Origin of the sequence: Campylobacter concisus (assembly GCF_002913225.1) — a bacterium.
GTDB lineage: Bacteria > Campylobacterota > Campylobacteria > Campylobacterales > Campylobacteraceae > Campylobacter_A > Campylobacter_A concisus_J.
In genome coordinates this window covers 108219-126594 of sequence record NZ_PPAW01000057.1, presented here as the reverse complement: position 1 = coordinate 126594, position 18376 = coordinate 108219, and the positions used below count along the sequence as shown (strand labels likewise).

General features: G+C 41.7%; 19 protein-coding genes and 1 tRNA gene. 6 read left to right on the top strand and 14 right to left on the bottom strand.

Annotation, left to right across the window (positions count from 1 at the left end):
* Window positions 1-55 precede the first annotated feature (55 nt).
* Window positions 56-1369, top strand: a complete 1314-nt coding sequence (locus tag CYP26_RS09390; protein WP_103631191.1) for a sodium-dependent transporter — start codon at window positions 56-58, stop codon at window positions 1367-1369.
* A gap of 39 nt (window positions 1370-1408) precedes the next feature.
* Here the strand turns inward: CYP26_RS09390 and CYP26_RS09385 are convergent, their stop codons facing one another.
* Window positions 1409-1855, bottom strand: coding sequence for a DUF411 domain-containing protein (locus CYP26_RS09385; RefSeq protein WP_103631190.1), 447 nt, complete (start codon window positions 1853-1855; stop codon window positions 1409-1411).
* 109 nt (window positions 1856-1964) lie between these two features.
* Between CYP26_RS09385 and CYP26_RS09380 the strand changes: the two genes are divergently transcribed.
* The 5 genes from CYP26_RS09380 to CYP26_RS09360 all read left to right on the top strand — a co-directional run bounded on the left by CYP26_RS09380 (window position 1965) and on the right by CYP26_RS09360 (window position 6603).
* Window positions 1965-3035 carry a putative transporter gene (locus CYP26_RS09380; protein WP_258031475.1) on the top strand — a complete coding sequence of 357 codons (1071 nt, stop codon included), beginning with the start codon at window positions 1965-1967 and terminating at the stop codon, window positions 3033-3035.
* Between the two features lie 543 nt (window positions 3036-3578).
* Window positions 3579-4382 (top strand): M48 family metallopeptidase, encoded by an 804-nt coding sequence (locus CYP26_RS09375; protein ID WP_103631189.1) that lies wholly within the window; start codon window positions 3579-3581, stop codon window positions 4380-4382.
* A gap of 2 nt (window positions 4383-4384) precedes the next feature.
* Window positions 4385-4867: a GNAT family N-acetyltransferase gene (locus CYP26_RS09370; protein ID WP_103631188.1), complete on the top strand. Its 483-nt coding sequence runs from the start codon at window positions 4385-4387 to the stop codon at window positions 4865-4867.
* Window positions 4868-4910: 43 nt separating this feature from the next.
* A tRNA-Ser gene (locus tag CYP26_RS09365) sits at window positions 4911-4998 on the top strand.
* 30 nt (window positions 4999-5028) lie between these two features.
* The gene (locus tag CYP26_RS09360) at window positions 5029-6603 is read left to right on the top strand and encodes a Na+/H+ antiporter (protein WP_103569983.1); all 1575 of its coding nucleotides are present in this window, start codon (window positions 5029-5031) and stop codon (window positions 6601-6603) included.
* Here CYP26_RS09360 and CYP26_RS09355 read toward each other — a convergent pair.
* From CYP26_RS09355 to CYP26_RS09300, 13 genes are all read right to left on the bottom strand, one after another.
* Entirely contained in the window at window positions 6600-7112 is a 513-nt protein-coding gene (locus tag CYP26_RS09355) for a chemotaxis protein (protein ID WP_103631187.1), read from the bottom strand. The genes CYP26_RS09360 and CYP26_RS09355 overlap by 4 nt on opposite strands.
* A 96-nt stretch (window positions 7113-7208) precedes the next feature.
* Entirely contained in the window at window positions 7209-9323 is a 2115-nt protein-coding gene (locus tag CYP26_RS09350) for a TonB-dependent siderophore receptor (protein WP_103631186.1), read from the bottom strand.
* A complete protein-coding gene (locus tag CYP26_RS09345; protein ID WP_103631185.1) occupies window positions 9320-10402 on the bottom strand; it encodes a PepSY-associated TM helix domain-containing protein in 1083 nt (360 codons plus the stop codon). The genes CYP26_RS09350 and CYP26_RS09345 overlap by 4 nt, the downstream gene beginning before the upstream one ends.
* Before the next feature lie 738 nt (window positions 10403-11140).
* A complete protein-coding gene (locus CYP26_RS10320) occupies window positions 11141-11353 on the bottom strand; it encodes a hypothetical protein (protein ID WP_181000898.1) in 213 nt (70 codons plus the stop codon).
* Between the two features lie 356 nt (window positions 11354-11709).
* The gene (locus CYP26_RS09340) at window positions 11710-12132 is read right to left on the bottom strand and encodes a tetratricopeptide repeat protein (RefSeq protein ID WP_258031474.1); all 423 of its coding nucleotides are present in this window, start codon (window positions 12130-12132) and stop codon (window positions 11710-11712) included.
* 112 nt (window positions 12133-12244) lie between these two features.
* Window positions 12245-13072 carry an ABC transporter permease gene (locus CYP26_RS09335; RefSeq protein ID WP_002941509.1) on the bottom strand — a complete coding sequence of 276 codons (828 nt, stop codon included), beginning with the start codon at window positions 13070-13072 and terminating at the stop codon, window positions 12245-12247.
* A complete protein-coding gene (locus CYP26_RS09330; RefSeq protein ID WP_021083997.1) occupies window positions 13065-13718 on the bottom strand; it encodes an ABC transporter ATP-binding protein in 654 nt (217 codons plus the stop codon). Before CYP26_RS09330 ends, CYP26_RS09335 begins: the two co-directional genes overlap by 8 nt.
* Window positions 13719-13727: 9 nt before the next feature.
* Window positions 13728-14627 carry a NapH/MauN family ferredoxin-type protein gene (locus CYP26_RS09325; RefSeq protein WP_103631183.1) on the bottom strand — a complete coding sequence of 300 codons (900 nt, stop codon included), beginning with the start codon at window positions 14625-14627 and terminating at the stop codon, window positions 13728-13730.
* A 2-nt stretch (window positions 14628-14629) separates the two neighbouring features.
* Window positions 14630-15091 carry a c-type cytochrome gene (locus CYP26_RS09320; protein ID WP_103631182.1) on the bottom strand — a complete coding sequence of 154 codons (462 nt, stop codon included), beginning with the start codon at window positions 15089-15091 and terminating at the stop codon, window positions 14630-14632.
* A complete protein-coding gene (locus CYP26_RS09315) occupies window positions 15088-15639 on the bottom strand; it encodes a c-type cytochrome (RefSeq protein ID WP_103631181.1) in 552 nt (183 codons plus the stop codon). The genes CYP26_RS09320 and CYP26_RS09315 overlap by 4 nt, the downstream gene beginning before the upstream one ends.
* The gene (locus CYP26_RS09310; protein ID WP_103631180.1) at window positions 15636-16313 is read right to left on the bottom strand and encodes a 4Fe-4S dicluster domain-containing protein; all 678 of its coding nucleotides are present in this window, start codon (window positions 16311-16313) and stop codon (window positions 15636-15638) included. The genes CYP26_RS09315 and CYP26_RS09310 overlap by 4 nt, the downstream gene beginning before the upstream one ends.
* Window positions 16306-17562, bottom strand: a complete 1257-nt coding sequence (gene nosD, locus CYP26_RS09305; RefSeq protein ID WP_103631179.1) for a nitrous oxide reductase family maturation protein NosD — start codon at window positions 17560-17562, stop codon at window positions 16306-16308. The genes CYP26_RS09310 and nosD overlap by 8 nt, the downstream gene beginning before the upstream one ends.
* A complete protein-coding gene (locus CYP26_RS09300) occupies window positions 17555-18310 on the bottom strand; it encodes a cytochrome C (protein WP_103571961.1) in 756 nt (251 codons plus the stop codon). Before CYP26_RS09300 ends, nosD begins: the two co-directional genes overlap by 8 nt.
* Window positions 18311-18376 lie beyond the last annotated feature (66 nt).

The window sequence follows — 18376 nt, the reverse complement described above, 5'->3', positions numbered from 1 at the left end:
TCTTAAATCATATTTTGGTAACATTATTTTCATCACTAAATTTATGGATTTTACAATGAGCAAAAAGAATTTTTCATCACGCTGGGCGTTTATACTAGCCTCAGTTGGTTCAGCCGTTGGTATGGCAAATGTTTGGGGCTTTCCTTACAAGCTTGGCACAAATGGTGGTGGAGCGTTTTTGCTCATCTACGTTTTTTTTGTAGCTCTTTTTTCATACGTTGGCCTAAGCGCTGAGTATGCGATCGGAAGACGCGCAAAGACTGGCACGCTAGGATCATATAAATTTGCTTGGCAAAGTAGAAATTTAGGCGTCATAGGCAGTATCATCGGCTGGCTTCCACTTGCTGGCTCACTTTGCATAGCCATCGGCTACGCTGTCATCATCTCTTACGTGCTAAAGGCCCTTACTCAAGCGCTTACTGGCTCATTTATGAGCGTTGATACAAATGTTTGGTTTAACTCATTTGCGCTTGCTGAGTACTCAGTCCTGCCATATCACTTCATAGTCATTATTGGCACGCTTCTTACGCTATTTTTTGGAGCAAAAAGCATCGAAAAGACCAATAAAATAATGATGCCACTATTTTTCGTGTTATTTGCCATTTTGGCTATAAATGTCGCGATGCTGCCAAACGCATTAGAGGGGTATAAATTTCTATTTATCCCTGACTTTAGCAAGCTTGAAGATCCAATGGTATGGGTCACTGCGATGGGTCAAGCCTTTTTCTCGCTCTCTATCACGGGTTCTGGTATGATAGTTTATGGAGCATATCTTTCAAAGGATGAAGACATCGTAGAAAGCGCCAAAACTACGGCATTTTTTGACACGCTTGCAGCGCTTGTTGCAGCACTTGTCATGATCCCAGCGGTCTTTGCCTACGCTATGGATCCAGCCGAGGGTCCAAAGCTACTTTTCGTAACGCTTCCTAAAATTTTACAAAATATGATTGGCGGTCAAATTTTTGCGATCATACTATTTACCGCAGTCATCTTTGGCGGTATCACCTCACTCCAAAATATGTTTGAGGTCGTGGCTGAGTCGCTTATGCATAAATTCCCGCGCCTTAGCAGATTTTGGGTGCTTGCGCTACTTTGCGTGGTTTGCTTTGGCTTTGGAGCGTTTATGGAGCCTATTAGCAGCTGGGGACCTTGGATGGACTTTGTCTCTATCTACATCATCCCAATCGGCGCAGTCATCGGCGCAATATCTTGGTTTTGGATCATTAAAAAAGAAGAAATTTTAGACGAGGTAAATTCAGGAGCAAATAAAACTTACGGCTCATTTTGGTATTTTGTGGGTAAATTTATCTATGTGCCAATAGCCTTTTTGCTCTGCATCATCGCTATTAGCAAGGGAATTTCTTTTTAACTTAGCCCATCAAAAGACGAGCTAAGTCTAAATTTGAAGTTATTTTAGCTTTTTAGAGCCGATGTAAGTAGCAAAGACCTCTTGTGAACCATCTTTTTTAAAGAGTATAACGTCGTATTGCTCGGCTTTGCCGCCTTGCTCCATGCCCTGACTCTCCATAGGCATGCCAGGCACTGCGATACCAACGGCATCTTTTGGTTTAAGCTCCAGCAGGCGCTTGACCTCATCAGCTGGCACGTGACCCTCGATGACGTAGCCATCAACGATAGCTGTGTGACAGCTTGAAAGCTCTAGTGGCACGTGAAATTCTTTTTTGACCTTGACCAAGTCATCTACTTTGATGGTCTCTTCGCTAAAGCCAGCCTTTTGCATAGCACTCGCCCAGTTGCCACAACAACCACAAGTTGGGCTTTTATAGACCTTTATATCGGCCGCAAGTGCTAAGGTCGCACAAAGACTAAGAGCTAAAAATGCAAATTTCTTCATCATTTTCCTTTACGTTAAAATTTGCAAAATGATATAGTTTGGGTTTAAATTTTATATAAATGCTTAAACCTTGCCTGCTATAATTGCCAAAATTTACAAAAGGCACTTTATGTTTTCATCATTTTTCAAAGATAAAAAATGGGCGCTTTGGGCTTACGGCGGAGCGCTATTTATCATCTTGCTGCTTGTCTATCAAACGCATCTAAACGTCCGCATCAACGAGTGGTATAAAAATTTCTACGACATCATGCAAAACTCAAAGGATCACAATGTAGATGAGTTTTGGCGTGAGATATTAAATTTCTTAAAGATCGCCATGCCTTATGTCGTGACCTACACGGTGATATCGTTCTTTGCGAGCCACTGGGTCTTTCGCTGGAGGGAGGCGATGACCTTTAAGTACCTCAAATTTTGGCGAAACTGCCAAAACGACATCGAGGGCAGCTCGCAGCGTATCCAAGAGGATGTTTATCGCTTTGCTAAGATCATGGAGAGCCTTGGTGTGCAGGTTTTAAAGGCATTTATGACGCTGATTGCCTTTATACCAGTGCTTTGGGAGCTAAGCAAAAGCGTGAGCCTACCTTTCATCAAGGACATCGAGGGCTCGCTAGTTTATATCGCGCTACTAATTAGCGTCGGAGGCCTCATCGTATCGTGGTTTGTGGGCATAAAGCTACCGCACCTTGAGTATAACAACCAAAAAGCAGAAGCTGCCTTTAGAAAAGAGCTAGTTTATGGCGAGGATAATAAGCTCAAATTTTGCCAGCCAAACGTCATGCTAGAGCTTTTTACAGGGGTGAAGCTAAACTACTATAAGCTATTTTTGCACTACGGCTACTTTAATCTTTGGCTCATCTCGTTTTCGCAAATTCTTGTCATCGTGCCTTACATCATCATGGGCAATGGCCTATTTAGCGGCGTCATCACGCTTGGCGTCCTCGTGCAAGCTAGCAATGCTTTCTCGCAGGTTAGAGAGAGTTTTAGCGTATTTATCGATAACTGGACGACGATAACGGAGCTAAGATCGGTCAATAAGCGTTTGAGAGAATTTGAGAGAAATATAAATTTGGACAATAAAATTGGAATAGTGAAAAGGCGTTTTTTTGTACAAGAGCGTCCAGAAAATTTTAAAATTTATAGACGAACATATAAAGATACTAAATTTAGTGATAAGCAGTAACTAGAACTGAAATTTGTAGCCTACTAAGCGAATGAGCGAAATTTAAATTTTGCAAATTTGATTTATCAAATCATATAAGTGTCAAGTAAATTTTAAAATTTTATGAACGAGTAATTTCGGCTCTAAAATTTGAGCTAAGCGGTAAGCGAAGCCAAATTTTAGTAGTCAATTCTTGCGAGCGAGTAAAAGTTTAAAATTTACTTTGAGATATAAATTTATCAAAAGGGAGACAAGGGGACTCAAGTTACGAAGCCGTCCCCTTATCTCCCTTTAGATCCCCCAAACCCCTCGCACGTTAGAAGTGCATGCGATAGCGCTTTGCGCCGCATGCGTTTTATGCCAAAGGAGTTTATAACAAATTTTAAAATTTCATGAGCGAGTAATTTTAGTAGTCAATTCTTGCGAGTGAATGAAAGTTTAAAATTTGCAAAAGTGGTAAATTTCTATTTTTGAAATCGCAAAATTTAAATTTCGCACTTCGTTTAACAATGCATATCCAACTCAGGCTATAATACGCCAAATTTTAATCCAAAAAGGATGAAAATGAAAAAAATTTTACTTACGTTATTAACAGCTAGCATGCTTATCACAGGCTGCACGAGCGTCACAAAGTCAGGCGTCGTGGGCGCAGATCGCAAGCAGTTCATGCTAGTATCTTCTGAAGCGATGGAGCAAAGCTCGGCTCAAGCCTACGTCAAGACGCTCACAGCCGCTAGAAGCAAGGGCGAGCTAAATGTCGATCCGATCCTCACAAAAAGGGTTCAAGATATTGCAAAAAGGCTGATCGCGCAAACTGGCGTTTTCAGAGACGACGCCCTAAAATGGAAGTGGCAAGTAAATGTCATAAACGAAGATACGCTAAATGCTTGGTGCATGCCAGGGGGCAGGATCGTCGTTTATAGCGGTATTATTAAAAAGCTAAATTTGACAGATGCGCAGCTAGCAGCGGTCATGGGTCACGAGATCGCCCACGCGCTTAGAGAGCACAGCAGGGAGCAAGCGAGCACCGACCAGCTCAAAAACATCGGCATCTTTGCAGTCGCGACCGCCACAGGACTTGGCGACCTTGGCGCAAGCGCTCTAAATTTAGCCAGCCAATACACCATATCACTACCATTTTCTCGCTCACACGAGACCGAAGCTGATCACATCGGCACTGAGCTAATGGCAAGAGCTGGATATGATCCAAAAGAGGCGGTCGAAGTTTGGGTCAAGATGAGCAAGATGAGTGGTGGTAAAATACCTGAAATTTTAAGCACTCACCCATCAAACGAGAGCAGGATCAAGGATCTAAAAGAGGTCGCAGCAAAGCTTGAGCCAGTATATCAAGCAGCCAAAAAAGGCTAGGCTTGATCGAGCGAGCAAATTTAAGCGACCTTGAAGCGATCACGAAAATTTATAATGACTACATACTAGAAAGAAGTGCGACTGCTGATATGCGGCCAGTTAGCACAAAGGAGCGAGAGCCTTGGTTTAACGCCCACGGCAACTCGCGCCCTATCTTTATCTACAAAGAAAATGGTGAAATTTTAGGCTACTGCTCGCTAAGCGACTTTAATCCAAAGATCGCTTACGATATAAGCGTAGAGATAAGCGTATATGTCGCTAAAAAGGCTCTTAAAAAGGGCATCGGCAAGCAGCTTTTAGCCCACAGCCTAAATGAAGCTAGAGAGCTAAATTTAAAAAACATCATCGCGCTAATCTTTAGCAAAAACGAAGCAAGCCTTGGGCTATTTTTGAAATTTGGCTTTGAAAAATGGGGCGAACTGCCTGGCGTTTGCCTGATGGATGGCGAGTATAAAGATGTCGTTATCTTGGGGTTAAAGCTCTAAAAGCCAAGCATTAAGCAAATGAAGATATAATCACCTTCTTCTTGGGTAGATGTCCGAGCGGTTTAAGGAGCACGCCTGGAACGCGTGTGTGGGGCAACTCACCGAGAGTTCGAATCTCTCTCTGCCCGCCATAAATTTAAAAGAAAATTTAAAAGAAAAAGATGATTGAACACTTACTACTATTTTTGGCTTTACTAGCTATCATTATCGCTTTAGTGATGATCTCAAACAGCCTAAAAGTAGCCTATCCGGTGCTTTTAGTTTTGGGCGGTCTTGCCATTAGCTTTGTGCCAAATTTACCCACCATCAGGATCGATCCAGAGCTTATTTTCATCATATTTTTACCGCCGCTTCTTTACGAGGCCGCATGGGCAAACTCGATAAAAGAGCTCTATAAATGGCGCCGAGTGATTGGAAGTTTTGCATTTATCGTCGTTTTCATAAGCGCAGCAGCTATTGCCGTGATAGCAAATTTAGTGATCCCTGGCTTCTCGCTCGCCCTTGGCTTCATGCTTGGCGCCATCGTCTCACCACCAGATGCGGTGAGTACGGCTGCGATCTTTAAATTTGTCAAAGCACCGCGCAGGATCAGCGCTATTTTAGAAGGCGAGAGCCTTTTAAATGACGCATCATCGCTCATCATCTTTCGCTTTGCCGCAGTGGCAGTGACTACTGGGCAGTTTATCTGGTACAAGGCGGCTGCAAGCTTTGTCTGGATGGTGGCTGGCGGTGTTTTGGTCGGTCTTGTGGTGGCATTAGTAGCCTACTTTTTGCATAAGACCTTGCCAACCGATGAGAACAGCGATACGATCATGACGATCACGACGCCTTATGTTATGTATATTTTAGCTGAGGAGCTTGGCGCGAGCGGCGTTTTGGCGGTAGTTTGCGGCGGACTTTACCTCTCGACAAAACGAAACGAAATTTTAACCGCTTCAACAAGGATCCACGCTTTCCCCGTTTGGTACAACCTTATTTTCTTGCTAAACGGCCTTGCCTTTACCATGATCGGCCTTGATCTGCCTGAAATTTTAGCAGGGCTAAAGCGTAGCGGTGTCTCGCTGCTTGAGGCACTATCTTACGGCGTTTTGGTGACTGCCGTGCTCATCGTCATTAGGCTTTTGGCATCATACGGAGCCGTTTATATCACGATATTTATGAAGCGCTTTATCAGCGTGGCGGATGATCGCAACCCTGGCAAAGCCACACCATTTATCGTCGGTTGGGCGGGCATGAGGGGCGTAGTCTCGCTAGCTACGGCACTCTCTATCCCCGCCATGGCTGGTAGCGAGCCGTTTCCGCATAGAGATCTCATCTTGTTTATCACCTTTGTCGTGATCTTGCTAACGCTCGTAGTTCAGGGGCTAAGCTTGCCACTGCTCATCAAAAGCGTGAAATTTCCAGACTTTAACGACCACATGCCAAATGAACTTGCAAGGATCAAGATCAAAAAGGCACTTGCGCAGGCTTCGCTTAAATTTAAAAAGGAGAAATTTGTGGGCGATGAGCATTTTTTATTTCAAAAGCTTGAGGAGGTTTGGAATTTCGAGCTTGAGAGCGAAAATTTTGAGATCAGTGACGAGACAAAACAGAGGTATTTTGAAATTTTAGAGGAACAAAGAAAGGCGCTTCGTGAGCTAAACAAAGACCCAAAAATCGACGAAGAGATCATCAGGATCTTTTTGTATCACATCGACCTTGAGGAGCGAAGGTGGCAGGAGCATAGCGAGTACTAAAATTTTCTTGCGACATTGCAACTTACCGCACCGCAAAATCTCTTGCCAAATTTGGCTTCGACGATGAGAACTAGCACGAAAAATATCTTCTCATCGTTTAGCCTCGCGATCTGGCGTAAAGTCTGGCTAGCGTCATTAAATTTAACATCATTTTCGCGCAAGCTCTTGCAGAACTCAGCTTCATCAAAGCCAAGCATGTGTGAAATTTCACTGATAGTGTAAGGCTCAAGCGAGGCGATGATGCGGTCCATGTTGCATATAGTTGGATTTTTGCGGTGCGTGGTGACGTCGATTATCTCATTTATGAGCTTTACTAGCTTTCTTCTGCGGTTAAAAAGGTGCAAGATCACGGCACAAACGATCAAAGCTCCTGCAAATTTATGCGCACTCATCATCCACTCACTATAATCACCCATGGCGAAATTTAGCCCAGTAAATGCAAGCAGGCAGATCCCACAGGCAAGAGCACAGACAATACAAAATTTATATATCACTTCAACTTTTAGCAATGCAAATTCCTTATTTTTTTTGAAATTATACACCTACTATGCAAAAAATGAAGGTCGCCAACTAAAAATTTAGCTGGCGCATTAGAGTAAATTTAGCTAAAACTTATAGTTGAAGCTGAGATTAAAGGTGCGTGGGTCACCATAAACCATCTTGTTTGCACCAATGCCCTCATAGTATTTTTTGTTAAAGAGATTGTCGATATTTAGCTGCACGTCAAAGTTTTTAGCAAATTTATATCCAAACATCAAATTTGCCAAGGTGTAGCCCTTTTGCGTGATCTCACCTGCGCCCTTGCCGGTGTAAATTTTACTCTTATACATAGCTCCAGCCCCTACTCTAAAGTCCCTAAATTCATACTTTGCAAATAAATTTGCCGTGCTTCTTGATGAGTCGGTGGCATATTTCTCACCTTTGGCATCTTTTGCGTTAAAGTGCGTTGCACCAAAGCTTAGGCTTAAGTTTTTAGTGATCTCGCCGTTTAGATCTAGCTCGACGCCCTTGCTTGTCACGCCTTTGCCAGCTTCAAATATGTCGGCATTTGTCGCTGGATTTTTCTTGCCAGTGTTTATGCCAAGCTTGTCTTGCACGATCTTAAAGACGCCAAGACTTGCTTGAAGCGCCCCGTCAAGATACTCGCCTTTGATGCCCACTTCATAGTCCTTGCCTTGGATAGGATCTAGATATTTATCATTTGCATCTTTTGCGGTTTGAGGTTTAAATATGCTCGTGTAGCTAGCATATAGAGTGTGGTTTGCTCCGATGTCGTAGGTGATGCCAAGATATGGTGTGATCTCATTTGTGAAATTTCTATTGCCTTTACCACCCTCGATCTCGTATTTGTAGTAGCTCACCCTGGCACCTAGCAAAAATTTAAGCTCATCGGTGATTGATAGTTTATTTGCCGCGTAAAATGCCTTTTGTATCGTTTTGTCTTTATTGTTTTGATCTTCGTAAGGGAATTTTGGATCATCAAGATGTAAGTTTTTAAAATCAATCCTGCTTCTAGCTGTATAAGCAATCCCAGCTGGCGTGGTCTTTTGTAGCCAGTAACTACTTACCTTATCGCTACTTTTTTGATAGTTGTTATACATAGCGCCAAAGACAAACTCATGGGATAAATTTGCTAGCTCGTAAGGGATATTTGCGTATGCATCGACGTTATGGATGTTCTCCTCTCTTTTGTTTGCATAAACGCTAAGATCACCTATGTTGCCAGTGCCATCTAAATTTACCGCTCCGCCGTAGTAGAGTAAATTTGAATCGGTATTTGCGCGCCTAAATGAGTAACTTAAATTTAAGCTCGCTTCATTTTCAAAGTAGTGCTTAAAATCAGCATAAAAATCAAGTGTTTTTATGTCCCATCTAGTCCAAGGCTGAGAGAAAATTTCATTTTTACTAAAATTTGTCCTAGAGCCATCTGTGTAAAATGCCGGCATGCCCCCCCATCTAATGCCGTGGCGTCTTAGCTCTTGATAAAACGCACCAAGACTAAGCCATGAGCTATCGCCTATGTCGCTATCTACGACGCCATAAATTGCGCTATTTTTGCGGTTGTAATAATCCATATAAGAGTGCGACTTCTCGTGCATAAATGAAAGTCTCGCTCTGACGCTTCCACTCTCATTTACTGGCGTTTGCACATCGCCATTTACGCCGTATCTATCGTATGAGCCAGCACTTACGCCAAAATTTCCTTTTAGCTCCTTTGAGTCTGCTCTTTTTCTTATGAAATTTAAGCTTGCAGCTGGATTGCCAGCGCCTGCAAGTAGGCCATTTGCCCCTTTTACCACCTCAACTCTTTCATAAGGCAGCAAGCTCATATCATTTGCGCCAAGGCTAAAGCCGCCAAAGCTAGGCATCGAATCAAGCAAGTAATAATCTATCGCAAAGCCACGAGCCGTCGGATATACGCGCTCGTCCCATTTGTTTAGCGTGACGCCTGGGATATTTCTAAGAAGCACTTGATAGTCCTTGATGCCTTGATCTTTTAGCCTGGCCTCTGTTAGCACAGTTAGCGACTGGGGCGTTTGACGAGAGGTTAAATTTAGCCTAGTTGTGCTCTTTACAAGCTCTTTTGCAAAGTAGTTTGCATCGTCTCTTCGCTCGCTCTCCACGACATCGACCGCTTCTAAAACCTTGTCATTTTCACTAGCATAAATTTGAGGCAATGCCAAATTTAAAGCAACTAAGCTAAGTAAAATTCTTTTCATTTTTTTCTCCTTTTAAATTTTCTAAACCACAGATAAAGCCCTGAGATACTCAAAACTAACGGCGAGATGCCCACTATAAACCAGATAAATTTTGTAGTTTGGTTGTAGTTTCCAAAGTGCGATCTCCTAAAGGCTGAGAGGATTTTCTCGCTTAAATTTGCATTTTTTATGTCTAGGACGCTAACTAGCTTGCCGCTATCTTTGTCATAAGTGATCACGCTTGAGTATTCGTTATGCAAAAAGCTTTGCCACATCACGTAGCCAAAGATGCGGATGTTTGCCCCTTGCATGAAAGGTAGCGAGATGAAGTGTGGCTCAAAGCCTTTTATGTCCTTTTTCGATCTAGCCACCAGCTCATCAAGGGATAAGCTCTTGTTATAAATTTTTGCGTCTATTGCGAAGTCATCTTTAAACTCTGGCGCGCGTGCCATCTGAAATTCCCACCAAGCGCCGCTTATGCAAATGAGCAGTAAAACTGGCGTGCAAAAAATTCCTATTATCTTGTGGATGTCGTTCATAAAAACATTTAGGCCATTTACGCGCAGTCTAAGCAGAGTTAGCCAAAATTTGCGGTAGATCACAAAGCCGCTAATGCAGATAAAAAATGTAAAAATAGCTGTCAAAAAGAGGATAATGTTGCCACTTTTTTCAAGAAGCAGCTCCTCATGGATATGCGCCAAAACTCCGAAAAATCCCTCATCGTGTGCTATTGGCTTGCTCTTTATCTTGCCGTTAAAAGCGTCAAAATAGATAAATTTCCACTCTTTTTTGCTGTCGTTGTGCTCGATTAGCCAAATTTTGTCACATTTTTTAGGGTTTGCATCGATGTTTATGCCAACCATCTCGTAGCCGCCAAGCTCGCTTGCGACGATATCTCTTAGCTCATCAAAGCTGATCCTTTTGCTCAAATTTTCTTTGTTTAAATTTACATTTACAATATTTGGGCGAAAAAGACTGTTTAGCTCGTCTTTATAAACCAGGATCGCGCCGCTAAAGCAAACTACGACAAGCGGGATAAAAAAGAGAAGCGACAAATATGCATGCACCTTGTAAAAAAGCTTTAAATTTAAAAATTTCACCCCTTTTGCCACCTTTTAAAAGTTAGTCTTGATAATAGCTCGCAATTTTATAAGATTTTTGCTTTTATAATTTTTAAAACCATTATCAAAATATAATTTTAAAAAGAAAGTGACGTTTGTGAAATTTGAGTTTAGAAAGGTAAAAATTTGATTTTAAAAGATAGAAAACTCCTCTTTGTGTGTGCGGAAAAGCCAGAAAAGGGGGAAGCAAAGTCTTAACCGCTACAAAAAGGAGGGTCCGTTTAGGACGATGAAATGTTATTATTTAAATATAAAATTTAATGAAATTTTTAGTTAATAAAAAAGAAATTCTACGTAATACTAAATTAAATCACTATATTTAGGCATTTAATAGAAAAATTTCTCTTTAAAAATGGTAAAAATATATGCTTTGTATAAAAGAAAAATTAACATTTTAAATTTTATTTTTATTACTATTGAACGTGGTTCATAATGTTTTATTTAGCGACGTAAAAAAGGTATCTCGCTACATGCGCTTAAAAACTCGGATAAATTTTAAAATTTCATGAACGAGCAATTTCGGCTCTAAAATTTGAGCTAAGCTGTAAGCGAAGCCAAATTTTAGTAGCCAACTCTTGCGAGTGAGTGAAAATTTAAAATTTGTAAATTAAAGTTTTTTTAAAATTTAAAGTTTTGTTTTTCAAAAGGGAGACAAGGGGACTCGAGTTACGAGGCCGTCCCCTTATCCCACTTTTTAAATCCCACGTCTGCTTGCAGTTACGAGACGAAGTCGAAGTAAAGCCCGACGACGCTAGAAGTGGCATGCGTCAGTGCTACGCACTGCATGCGCTTTATCATCAGGCAAATTTTAAAATTTATGAGCGAGCATATCACGGCTCTAAATTTAGTGCTAAACGTAGTGCAACCTAAATTTAGTAGTCTGCTAAGGCGAGTGAGTAAGATTTTAAAATTTGCAAAACGAACGGACATATAACTCCTGTTTTTTCATTAAGGGAGAAGGGAGCTTGAATTACGAAGTCACTCCCTTCTCCCTTAATAATCCCTCTACCCTGACACGTTCAAGGTGCATGCTTCAGTGCTTCGCACTGCATGCAGTTAAAAATTACGGCAAATTTTCTTTATCAAGTCAGATAAGTATCGGTCAAATTTTAAAATTTCATGAACGAGTAATTTCGGCTCTAAAATTTGAGCTAAGCTGTAAGCGAAGCCAAATTTTAGTAGTCAATTCTTGCGAGTGAGTGAAATTTGAAAATTTGCTTCATCATACATACAAATGTCGGACAAATTTTAAAATTTGCAAAAAAGCTCAATTAAATTTATAAATTCTAATTCTTAGGCACAAGCTCTAGGACGTTGCAGGCTCGTTTGCTGCCCATTTTGCAAGCTTTATCAAGGGCATTTGCAGATAGATCAAAGCTCTGCTCTACGCCGTTTCCTTGCAGATATTTTGTAGCTAGCTCATAGCAAGCTTCGCTGCTGCCATTTTCACAAAGCGACTTAAATATCTCATAAGATCTAACCAGATCTTTTTCAACGCCAAGGCCTCGGCCTAGCATGTCAGCATATAAAAAGCAAGAGGTTTTGTCTTTGTTCTCGCACTCGCTTGAAAGCTTTTTAGTAAAGCTATCGCAAGCTTTTGCGTCACTTTTGTTGATGCAGTTTTGCATATTTTCATCCCAGTTTGCGCTTAGAGATAAAACGGCAAAGGCTAAAAATAAAATGGATTTTTTCATAAATTTCAGAGACAAACCCCCTTTGGGGGAAAGGGGGTCATTACAAAAAGGAGGTTTCTTGTTGGACGAGTGGAATAATACAAGCCTCGTCTAAATTTAAAGCCAACTCTTATTTAACAAAAAACAATCAAACAAGATCTCTCTTGCTAAAGCCCAAATAGCCGCAAACTAGCAAGATCGCGCCAAGCACCAAAGGATAGATGATCGCGTAAGCTACGAAGGTCGCTTTTGAAAATGTGCCTAAGATAAAATAAGACGCAGTGCCGATGACTGCTAAATTTGGATCAAAAAGGCTAAGCGCTGCTATCCTAAAAAGCTCGATCGGATTTAACATCGCGATGGTGTAGATGACGTACTCATCGACAGAGCTTCGCATAAGCAGCCCAATGAGCGCTAGATCGATAAAAGCTAGCATGATAAGCCAGAGCAAAAATGCCACGCCTTGACCAGTTTCTTGATTTTTAATAAGGCTTGATATAAAAAAGCCAAGCGACAAAAAGACGATACTTAGGCTAAAAAGCAGGCCAAAGTAAAGCACCAGCACGCCCCAAGGTATCGACACGCCCTTTATAAAGCCAACCACCACGCAAAGCAAAAGCGAAAACAAAAGCGGTACAAAAACGACAAATGTCCGCCCAAGCGCCTTGCCAAAGTAGTACTCTTTAAGGCTTAGCGGGAAGCTTAGCACGTACTCAAGCAGGTTTGTGTCCCTGTCTTGATTTATGCTTCTAACGGTTGAGATGAGGATAAATATCGGCACGATGATGACGCAAATTTGTATAAACAAAAGTAGCGCCCTTGTTAGCCCAGAAAAGCCTAGCACGCGCGAGTCGGTCACTCCGCTAAATAAAAATCCTATCATCAAAGCAGAAAAAAGAAGCGCATAGATCGCAAACCACCTCGAGCGAAACGACTCTTTGACGTCTAGTTTTGCTATTAAAAAAAGGTTATTCACTCTTGCTCCTTAAATTTTCTTCTTTGATGATCTTGCCAAGGTCCATATAGACGCATCTATCAAGCAGATGAGCGATCTCATCTATGCGGTGTGAGATGAAAACTAGCGTCTTATTTTGCGTGAAGTTATCTAGCAAATTTTTAAAAGACTCCCTTGCTTTTACATCCAAATTTGCCGTTGGCTCGTCAAACATCAAGATTTCACTATCTTTGGCAAATGCGATGGCTATTAACATCTTTTGCTTCATGCCGCCTGATAGTTTGTAAAAGGACTTGTTTAAATTTGCATGCAGGTCAAGCTCTAAAAGCTTGCTAAATTTCTCAATATCTTCAAATTTGACATTTGAGCTTTTGCAGACAAACTCGCAAAGCTCACGCAGGCTAAATTTAAGTGGTGGCGGGGTTTGCGGCACAAATGAGATAAACTTTAGCGCCTCTTTTCTATCTTTTAGGGTATTTACGCCATTTATCGCGACGCTTCCGCTATTTGGCACAAACTCGCCCAAGATGATACGCATGAGCGAGCTTTTGCCAGCTCCATTTTGCCCAAGTATCGCTATCTTTTCGCCAGCTTTTACATTTAGACTGACGCTATCAAGTATCTTTTGTGAGCCAAAAATTTTCGTTACTTCTTTTATATCTATCAAAAAATTTCCTTATATGAGTTTCTTAAAGCCGTTGTCAAATTTAAGCGCATCTTGGTGGCAAACGTCGATACACCTGCCACAAAGCGTGCAGTCAGCACCAGCTATCCTAAAGAGCTTTTTACTATCATCAGTTTTTGCGCCTTTTTTTGTCATAAAAAGCACGTGTGGCACTAGGCAAACATCGCTGCAAACTAAGCAGTGGTCGCACTTTTCTTTATCCCAGCTGACCTTTATAGCATTTGGCTTTGCTAGTAGCGAATAAGTCGCTCCAATAGGGCAAACATACCTACACCACGCCCTGCGTGAGAAGAAAATCTCAACCACAAGCATAGCCACAACTAACCAGATAGCGTGAAAGTAGCCATAGATGATAAATCTTGAAAATATCCCAACGACGTTAAAAATTTCAAAGACTAAGCTTGAGCTAGCAAAGCTAAGAGCCAAAAACAAAATAGTAAAAGCGTATCGCCACTTTGTGTCAAAAACTCGCGGTTTTACTATCTTTTTGGCGCGTAAATTTTCATGAATTTTCTCAGCTATCTCGCTTATAAGTGAGTATGGGCAAACCCACGAGCAAAAGCCCCTGCCGCCAAAAATGATGTAAAAGGCTAGGATGCTAAGCGAGCCGATTAGTAAATTTACATGAATTTCATGCGTTGCTAAAAAGACTTGCAAGCTCATAAATGCGTCTGCTAGGTGAAAGCCAAGTATCCTTGAGGCGCTGATGTCGCCCTCTAAAATTTGCACATCGACCCTGTAAGAGAGCACAAATAAAAGATGAACTAATACAATGGTAAAAATTCGCCAAAAACGTATGCTTGGGCGCTTTTTGCCATCTTTTGTAGTCGTTATTAGCGTGCTTAGAAAGCTTACGTTTCTAATGGTCGCACGAACGTTATATTTATCCATTTTTACTTTTTAAATTTAGAAATTTCATCAGCAAGGCTGTTTAGATCGCTGTCGCTAACGTTTGTAAGCAGTCCCTTCATAAGCGTGTTTTGCACCTTGCCAGCCTTATAATCAGCTAGTTTTTTAAGAAGCTCGTCCTTGCTTAGATGAGTGATGTCAGGCGCTACTATGCCCTTGCCATTTGCGCCGTGACATGGTGCGCAAGAGGTTAGGTATTGCTTGCTAACGCCTTCATTTTGCGTCTTAGCCACGCTTAGGCTTAGCTCTTTTACCTTTTTTAGCTCATCTTCGCTGGCAAATTCCTCGCTAGACTTTGTCTGCTCTTTTGAGATATTTTGCTCCACTTTTGGCTGAACGCTAGCTTCTGCTTTCTCCTTTTTAGGCGGAGTTTGGCTTAGCATAAACACCATGATGCCACATATTAGCACCGCTAAAATGATCGTTATGATTTTTCCGATTTTCATTGTTTGCTCCTAAACTGCGCATTAAAATCGCTTATCTCTTTGGCTAATTTTCTAATCTCACTCTCATCCATTTTTTTAACAAGATCACGCATCAGCACATTTACCTTCTCTTTGTTTTTATAAGCGTTTATCATCTTATAAATTTCATCCTCGCTCTTTGTTAGAAGAGATGGTCCGATGATACCATTTGCGTAGTCATCGTGGCAGGCTGAGCACTTAGTGATGAAGTCCTTGCTAAGTCTGCCCTTTATAAGCCTTAAATTTATACTTTGAAGCGGGCTTTTTACCATGGCAAGCGCTCCGATCTGGCGGCTTACGTTGTTATCTTCAAGTCCAAATTTAACGCTTTTTTCGCCGTGCATGTCGTATTTTATAAATTCATTTTGCTTATTTGCACTCTCGTTGTTTTCATTTTTTTCGACCTTTATGCTAGCACTTGTCGCTACTTTTGTGCCTTGCTCGCTAGCAGCCTCTTGCGCTTTGTCCTCACTCTTTTCACAGCCGACAAATAGCAACGCAGCAGCTACTAAAGGTATTATTGCTCTCATTTTTTCTCCTTGTAAATTTCGTCATAACTCATCTTTGGGGCGATATTTATGATCTTTGCTGGGCAGACCTCAGCGCAAACGCCACAACCCACGCAGCCACTTTTTATAAGTGGTAAATTTGTCTCGCTCATCACTATCGCGCTATCGCCAACTGGGCAAAGCGTGACGCAAAGATCGCAAATTTGACCGATCTTGCCTTTTACCTTATCTTTTAGCGCCTCTTCTCTGTCGTTATAGGCTTTGCGATCAAGTAGATGCTTAACGCCAGCTTCACTTAAATTTTCTCTTTTCAAGCTCAAACAGGCCGCCGTATCACTTAAAACTGCAACGCCCATTTTGACATCACCCACGACCTTTGTCGCGTGATCGAGCGCACCGCTAGGACAGGCTAGCACGCATGGGAAAAGGTCGCACAAGTAGCAGCCTCGCTCTTTGGCGTCGATGTGAGCTGAGCCACTTGAGTAGCCATCTTCTATATCAAGTAAATTTATACTATGATAAGGGCAGACTTGCACACACTGACCACATTTTACGCAAAGATCATCAAAGTCATCAACAGCCCCTGGTGGCCTAAGATAGAGCTTATCGCCACTACTTTTTGGCAAAAACTTGCCTATGGCATATCCAGCCACCGCTGCGGCTGAGCCAATTATCATAAAATTTCTTCTATCCACGTTTCGCCTTTAAAGCGTTGAAATTTGAAGCATCGAGCGGTTTTATCCTAGGCGAATTATCTTCAAGTAGCTTTATCGGCTCAGAAAATGGAGCGAGTTTGGCTAAGAAATTTAAGACGCTAAAGACGCTTGAGCCGTAGAAAAACTGCAAATTTGGATAGTACTGCCAGAGCTGATCGATGTATGAGAGGTGCAAAAATGGCGTGTCGCCGTAGCCATCTTTATCTCTATCAAAGCTCTCATACTCATCATAGTAGTTCTTGCTCCATCTATTTAGTAACATCTTTTCGCCTGGGGTGTCGTTTACGACGATGTCCATGTTGCCGATAAAGTCGTTGTTTTCAAAGATGCTTGTGCCTTGCGTGGCGTGAAAATAGACGCCAACTACGTTGTGTAAAATTTTATTGCCTATAAAATTTATAGTTGATCCCGGCTGAAACGGCGAGTTATCAAGCAAGATGCCACGCGCGTTATAGATAAGAGTGTTGTTTTCTATCGTAAAGTCAGACACGTCCTTTAGTCCGATGCCGATACCAAAGGCGCCGTCACTGTCCATAACGAGATTATTTTTTATATTTGAACTAGCTGAATACATAAAAAACATACCAACAGCGTTGCCTATAAATTCGTTATTTTCGACTAAATTTTGATTAGCATACATAAAATGCAGCGAGTATCTGCTGCCAACTGCTTTGTTGCTTAGAAATTTATTGTGGCTTGCGTACCATGCGACCATGTCACGGCTGTCACGGATGTTGTTATGCTCGATCAAATTTTCATGGCTATACCAAAGTCTCACCGCATCACCTCTAAAGCCAAGGCTAGCGCCCTTTTTTGAGGTGATGTTGTTTTCAGTGATCTTTGAGCTGCTGCACTCTTTAAAATCAATCCCAAAAAGCACATCGCTTATGTCGTTTTTAGAAATTTCAACATTATTTGCCTTGTCACAGCCTATGCCAGCGTCAAGCTCGCCAAGGTCGTTGCCACTGCCACTTATCTTTAAATTTTTAAGTGTCACGTTTGAAGCGATGATCTTTATAACACTGCCCTTGCCGTCACCTTTTATGTGGGCATTTTTGCCCTCGCCGATGATGCTAAGAGGCTTATTTATCGTTATGCCACCTTCATAAACGGCATCCCCCAGCTTTATCACATCGCCAGGGCTAGCGTTATTTATCGCATCTTGAAGGACGTTTGCAAAGCCAAAAAGTGGCAAAAAAACAAGGGCAAATTTAGAAAATTTACGCATTTAGCTCTTTTTTCTTTGAAAATACCGCAAGTATGCAAAGCACGCTCATCACCATCATCACCCAAAAGCCGATAGTTGGGTACGAGTGCGTTGTAAAGTGCGCCACGCTACCATCGCCTAAGACTGTTGGCATAAATGGCTTGATCTTAAAGGCGCCCCACTCTTGCATATTGTGTCCATACCAGTATAGCCAGCCCACAAATGCGCTCATAAATAGCACAGGTGCAATGATGGTTGGCACCATGAGAAGTGAGTTAAATTTACCGTCATAGTATAAAAACGCAAGCATGCAAAGTGTGGCGATGAGTAGATAATAAGGTGCGATCGCTCGCTCGACATTGCCGCCATGCTCCATAGGATACATGCCGATGTAGTGGTTTATCGTATTCATCTCGTGCACGTCGCCACTATATCCATCTACGTGAAAATAGACAGGTATGCCATCTGGAAAGGCTGCCTTTGGATAGTTTGGTGCTTCAAGAGATACGTACCAGATAGGAAAAGATGGCGTGCCGATCTCTGCTTTTTGCTCGATCATCTTATGAAGATCACTTGCTACCTCTTTTGGTAAAAGGTGGTTTTTATACTGAAATGAGCTATAAAGATCGTAGATAGTGTAAGCATAAGATGGTAGCTCGTCGCCGTTAGCTATACGCTCCTTTGCTCCATGCCAGCCAAGGACTGGCAGAGTAAAACAAACGCTCATGATGATAAGTGCAACAATGGTATAAATTTTATATTTGCTCATAATCTCTCCTTTAAATTTTAAAATTTAACCTAGCAAAAGTTAAATTTTAAAATTTAAAAGGGGCAA